General features: G+C 76.3%; 5 protein-coding genes. 4 read left to right on the top strand and 1 reads right to left on the bottom strand.

What is annotated here, in order from left to right; all coding sequences use genetic code 11:
- Nucleotides 1-68 precede the first annotated feature (68 nt).
- The 3 genes from VIU94_RS06010 to VIU94_RS06000 all read left to right on the top strand — a co-directional run bounded on the left by VIU94_RS06010 (nucleotide 69) and on the right by VIU94_RS06000 (nucleotide 3,880).
- Nucleotides 69-899, top strand: coding sequence for a ComEA family DNA-binding protein (locus VIU94_RS06010; RefSeq protein WP_331908317.1), 831 nt, complete (start codon nucleotides 69-71; stop codon nucleotides 897-899).
- A complete protein-coding gene (locus VIU94_RS06005; RefSeq protein ID WP_414720895.1) occupies nucleotides 896-3,403 on the top strand; it encodes a ComEC/Rec2 family competence protein in 2,508 nt (835 codons plus the stop codon). The genes VIU94_RS06010 and VIU94_RS06005 overlap by 4 nt, the downstream gene beginning before the upstream one ends.
- 117 nt (nucleotides 3,404-3,520) lie before the next feature.
- On the top strand, nucleotides 3,521-3,880 hold the full coding sequence (locus VIU94_RS06000) for a hypothetical protein (protein ID WP_331908313.1): 360 nt from the start codon (nucleotides 3,521-3,523) through the stop codon (nucleotides 3,878-3,880).
- Between the two features lie 2 nt (nucleotides 3,881-3,882).
- Here the strand turns inward: VIU94_RS06000 and VIU94_RS05995 are convergent, their stop codons facing one another.
- Entirely contained in the window at nucleotides 3,883-4,128 is a 246-nt protein-coding gene (locus tag VIU94_RS05995) for a hypothetical protein (RefSeq protein ID WP_331908311.1), read from the bottom strand.
- 57 nt (nucleotides 4,129-4,185) lie between these two features.
- On the opposite strand from VIU94_RS05995, the gene holA reads away from it, so the two are divergent.
- Complete coding sequence (gene holA, locus VIU94_RS05990) at nucleotides 4,186-5,172, top strand: DNA polymerase III subunit delta (RefSeq protein WP_331908309.1); 987 nt, start codon at nucleotides 4,186-4,188, stop codon at nucleotides 5,170-5,172.
- The last annotated feature ends 606 nt before the right edge of the window (nucleotides 5,173-5,778 follow it).

Genomic DNA, 5,778 nt, shown 5'->3' with positions numbered 1-5,778 from the left:
GGGCGCGCGTACGAGGGCGGCATGCTGCGCTCGCGGCCGGCGCGGGGGTACGTGGCCGGGGCGACGCGCTGTTCCGGGGGCCGGGGGCCGCCGACGACTGGGGTGAGCCGGAGGTCGTCGCGTCGTCCACGACAGCGTTATCGCCTTCCGCGTCACCTCCGGCTGCGCCGTCCCCGTCCCGTTCCGAGTCGCCCGGGTGGCGGGAGCGGCTGGGGGAGGGGCTGCGGGAGCGGTTGCCGGTGTGGGTCCAGCTGCGGTGCGGGATCGAGCCCAGGACGCTGGTGGCGTTGACGGTGGTGCTGGTCGTGGCGGCGGGTCTGGCCGGCCGGCATTTCCTGGCCGGGCGGCCGGAGGAGGTCCGGGTGCCCGAGGTCGTTCGGGCCGCCGCGCCGCCCGGGGCCGGAGCGTCGGGCGGATCGGGGCTGCCTGCTCCGGCCGGCGCGGGCGGGAGTGCGTCGCCGTCGGCGCGGGCTCCGGCCGTCGTGGTCGACGTGAGCGGCAAGGTGCGGCGGCCCGGCATCCTCAGCCTGCCGGTCGGGTCGCGGGTGGCCGACGCCCTGCGGGCGGCGGGCGGGGTGCGGCCGGGCGCGGACGTCACCGGGCTGAACCGGGCCCGCGTGCTGATGGACGGGGAGCAGGTCGTCGTCGGTGTTCCGGGCGCGGTGGGCGGTACGGCGGCGGGTCCGCCGGGCGGGGCCGCTGCGGCGGCCCCGGTCAGCCTCAACTCCGCGACGGCGGAGCAGCTGGACACGCTGCCCGGCGTCGGGCCGGTGCTCGCCCAGCACATCGTGGACTACCGCACGGAACACGGCGGCTTCCGCTCGGTCGCCGAGCTGCGCGAGGTGAACGGCATCGGCGCGCGCAGGTTCGCCGATCTCGAACCGCTGGTACGGCCGTGAACCGGCCGGACGCGTACGCGGATTCGGACGTCGCCGTCCAGGTCCGCACCGTCGTCGCCTCCCGGGACGGCGGGCGCGAACCGTGGCAGGAAGGTCCGGCCGATCTCCGGCTGGTGGCACCGGCGTTGGGAGCCTGGGCGGCCGCCGCGCTCGCCCTGGGCGTGGCCGGCGGGCATGTCGCGACGGCAGTCGCCGCCTGTGTTGCGGGGGCCGTGCTGCTCATGGTCCCGGCGGGGGTACGGGCGCTGCGCCGCAGGCCGATACGGGGGTTACGGGCGACGGCCTGCGCGGCGGTTCTGCTCTGCGCGGCCGCCGGTGCGGCGTCGGCGGGGCTGCACGCGGCGGACCTGCGGCGCGGGCCGCTGCCCGGGCTCGCGCGGGAGCACGGGAGCCTGACCGCGGAGGTGACGGTGACGTCGGATCCGCGCCCGAGCCGGCCGGTGGTTCGGGGCGACCGGGCGGCTCCGGCGGCCGTGGTCCTGGACGGCGAGGCGACCCTGGTGGAGGCCCGCGGCGACCCGGCGGTCAGGACGCGGACGCCGGTGCTCGTCGTCGTACGGGCCGGGGACGCGGACCGGGCCTGGCTCGGGCTGTCGCCGTCCACCCGGGTGCGGGTGACCGCGCTTGCGGCCCCGCCGATGCGCGTGGGCGACCCGTACGCGGCCGTGCTGCGGGTCGACGGAACGGGGCCGCCGCGCGTCACCGGACCGCCGAGCGCGGCGCAGCGGGTGGCCGGTGAGCTGCGCGAAGGGCTGCGACGCGCGTCCGATGGTCTCGACCCGGACGCGCGGGCGCTGCTGCCCGGGCTGGTCGTGGGGGACACCTCGCGCATCGCGCCCGAGCTGCGGGACGCCTTCGAGGCCACAGACCTGTCGCATTTGCTCGCTGTGTCCGGGAGCAACCTGACCATCGTCTTGCTGCTGCTCGTGGGGCAGCCGGGGCGGGCCCTGCGGGTCGAGCGCGGTGGCCTGGCGCCGCGGATCGGGCTGTCGCTGCGGGCGACGGCGCTGGCCGGCGGGCTGCTCACGCTCGCGTTCGTGGTGGTGTGCCGGCCCGATCCGAGCGTGCTGCGGGCGGCGGCGTGCGGACTGGTCACGCTGCTCGCGATCGGCACGGGCCGGCGGCGCACGCTGATCCCCGCACTGGCGGCGGCCGTGCTGGCGCTGGTGCTCTACGACCCTTGGCTGGCGCGGAGCTACGGGTTCCTGTTGTCGGTCCTGGCGACCGGTGCGCTGCTCACCGTCGCCCCGGGCTGGAGCGACGCGTTGCGCCGACGAGGGGTGCCCGGGCGGATCGCCGAGGGGCTGGGGGCGGCGCTGGCTGCGCAGGCGGTCTGCGCTCCGGTGGTGGCGGTGTTCGCCGCCCGGGTCAGCCTGGTGGCGATCCCGTGCAATCTGCTGGCCGAGGCGGCGGTCGCGCCCACGACGGTCCTCGGGTTCGCGGCGCTTGCGCTGGCCCCGGTGGCGCTGCCCGTCGCGGAGGCCCTGGCATGGGTCGCCGGATGGCCCGCGGGGTGGATCGCCCGGGTGGCGCGGACCGGGGCGGAGCTGCCGGGCGCGGAGACGGGCTGGCCGGGCGGGTGGGCCGGGGGCCTGGTGCTGGCCGTGGGCTTCGGGCTGGTGGTGGCGGCGGTGCGGTGGGCGCCGTACCGGAGGTGGTGGGCGACCGGGTGCGTCCTGCTGTTGGCGCTCGCGGTGGTACGGCCCCCGCCGCTGGCCCGCTGGGTCTCCGGATGGCCGCCACCGGACTGGGAGTTCGTGATGTGCCAGGTGGGCCAGGGCGACGCGACGGTACTGGCGGCCGGCGGGGACACGGCGGTCGTGGTGGACGCGGGGCCCGACCCGGTGCTGGTGGACCGGTGTCTGCGCGAACTCGGGGTGCGCAGGGTGGCGTTGCTGGTGCTCACGCATTTCCACGCGGACCACGTGGTCGGGTTGCCGGGAGTGCTGCGGGGCCGTTCGGTCGGGGCGATCCAGGTGACCGGCCTGGAGGAGCCCGCCGGGCAGGCCGCGTTCGTGCGGCGGACGGCAGCGGCCTTTGGGGTGCCGCTGGTCCGGGCGGCGCCGGGGGAGCGGCGGCGCGTGGGGGAGCTGGAGTGGGAGGTGCTCTGGACGGCCGGGGGACCCGGTGTCGGCGGAGCGCCGGACGGGCCGAACGACGCCAGTGTGACCCTGCTGGCGCGGACCGGCGGAGGTCTGACGCTGCTGCTGCTCGGAGACCTCGAACCCCCGGCGCAGCAGGGGTTGTTGCGGGCGCATCCGGAGCTCGGGCCGGTGGACGTGCTCAAGGTCGCCCACCACGGATCGGCCCACCAGGACCCGGACCTGATACGCGCGGTCCGACCCCGGCTCGCTCTCGTGTCGGCCGGCGCGGACAACCCGTACGGACACCCCTCGCCCCGGACGGTGGGCGCGCTACGGGAGGGCGGCGCGCGGGTGCTGCGGACGGACCGGGACGGCACGATCGCGGTGGCCGGCGACATACGGGTGTGGAGGGCCTTGTGAAGCAGGGGGCCGCGCGGCCCGCTCGGCCGGGCGGAAATCCCGGTGCCGCGGCGTCGCCGCTGCCCTACGGTGAGGCGCGCCGACTACGGCGACCGGTTGTCGGAGGGTGGGGTGTCAGTGGACGTCGAGGACGTCATGAACTTCGTGGTCGAGCACCGGGCTCCCAACGTGGTCCCGGGCTATGTCTCCGAACAGCTTCTCTCGCTGGGGTGGCTGATCGTTCCCGAGGACGTCGCCCGCATCACCGAAGTGGCCAGGCGGTGGCTGAAGTCGGACGACCCGTTCCGGGCCGCGGTCGCGATCGGCCTGGAGCACGAGACGTACCTCTTCGAATCGTGGCACGAACTCGCCGAGGAGGCCGCGCGCTTGAAGCGGGACTTCCCGTCGACGGCGGCCGACGTCGACGCGTGGCTGAAGCGGTCGAAGGACTCGTACGAGAGACGGGCGACGGGGTTCTTCAACACGGACCTCCGGTAGCGCTACGGGGTCTCCAGCCAGCCCTCGTACTCGCCGGCGAACGCGTCGAGGGCTGTCGGGTCGAGGCGGGAGTCCGGGTCCTCGACGACGACCAGCCATTGGGCGTCCTCGGCGTCGTCCTCGCCGGCCAGGGCGTCGCGCACGAGCTGCGGCTCGTCGGCGACGCCGAAGCGGTCCGCGAGCTCCTCGACGACCTCCTCAGCGGCGTCGCGGTCGGGGAGTACCAGTACGTGTCTCACATCGCTCACGTGCACATTCTCCGGCATCGGCGGGAGTGTCGGCGGCGCGTGGGATGCTGGATCGCGATGGCAACCAGGAAGACTTCGACCGACGACCTCCTCGCTCCACTCACGCTCGCCGTGGGCCAGGAGGAGCTGCTCCTCGACCGTGCCGTGCGGGAGGTGGTGGCCGCCGCACGGGCCGCCGACGCCGACACGGACGTTCGCGACCTCACGTCCGACCAGCTGCAGCCCGGCACGCTGGCGGAGCTGACCAGCCCGTCGCTCTTCGCGGAGCGGAAGGTGCTGGTCGTGCGGAACGCGCAGGACCTCTCCGCCGACACGATCAAGGACGTCAAGGCGTACATCGACGCGCCGCTGGAGGAGATCACGCTCGTCCTGCTGCACGCGGGCGGGGCCAAGGGCAAGGGCCTGCTGGACGCGGCGCGCAAGGCGGGCGCGCGGGAGGTGGCCTGCCCGAAGACGACGAAGCCGGCGGAACGGCTGACGTTCGTACGTCAGGAGTTCCGGGCGCTCGGGCGGTCGGCGACGCCGGAGGCGTGCCAGACGCTGGTCGACGCGATCGGCAGTGACCTGCGGGAGCTGGCGTCGGCGGTGTCGCAGCTGACGGCGGACGTCGAGGGGACGATCGACGAGGCGGTCGTCGGCCGGTACTACACGGGCCGCGCGGAGGCGTCGTCGTTCACCGTCGCGGACCGCGCGGTGGAGGGGCGGGCGGCGGAGGCGCTGGAGGCGCTGCGGTGGTCGCTGTCGACGGGGGTCGCGCCCGTGCTGATCACGAGCGCGCTGGCGCAGGGGGTGCGGGCGATCGGCAAGCTGTCCTCCGCCCGGGGCGGGCGGCCGGCGGATCTGGCGCGGGAGCTGGGGATGCCGCCGTGGAAGATCGACCGGGTGCGGCAGCAGATGCGGGGGTGGACCCCGGACGGGGTCGCGCTCGCGCTGCGCGCGGTAGCGGAGGCGGATGCGGGGGTCAAGGGCGGGGGGGACGACCCGGAGTACGCGCTGGAGAAGGCGGTCGTGGCGGTGGCGCGGGCGGCGCGGATGCGGCGCTGAGGGCTTTGCCGGGGGTGCGGTGCGGCCCGTGGGCGCTGCCGTGCGGAGAGCCCCCACCCCACCCCTTCCCGAAACCCTGCCGGGGGCTGGTGGGGGGGTGAGCCTGGGGGCTGCGCCCCCGGCCACTCGCGGCAGCTTCGCGCCGCGGGGGCGGTAGCTTCGCACCGCCCGCACCACGCTGCCGGGTGCGGCCTGTGCGCGCTGCCGTGTGGAGAGCCCCCACCCCACCCCTTCCCGAAACCCTGCCGGGGGCTGGTGGGGGGGTGCCCGGGGGCTGCGCCCCCGAACCCGGCCATACGCGGCAGCTTCGCGCCGCACGCTCCAGGGCACCTGCCTTGCGTCCGCCGCCCGCGTGGGCCGGGACCCGGCGCAGCCGTGCGGCAGCTTCGCGCCGTCCTACGTGGGCCCTGCCCCGTCGCCCCACGCCGTGCGGCAGCTTCGCGCCGCTACCCTGCGCCCCTGCGGGCCCGCGCCGCCGCCCCTCCCCCCACCCACGCCGAAGGCCCCGTCCTCATCGGACGGGGCCTTCGATTCGTGCTGGGTGGTTCGCACACGCGTGGCGAACGCGCTCGCGTGCGAGACCGGGGGGCCGGGGCGGAGCGGGTG

This window comes from Streptomyces sp. (assembly GCF_036566765.1).
Classification (GTDB): Bacteria; Actinomycetota; Actinomycetes; order Streptomycetales; family Streptomycetaceae; genus Streptomyces.
This window is presented reverse-complemented; position numbering and strand designations above follow the sequence as displayed.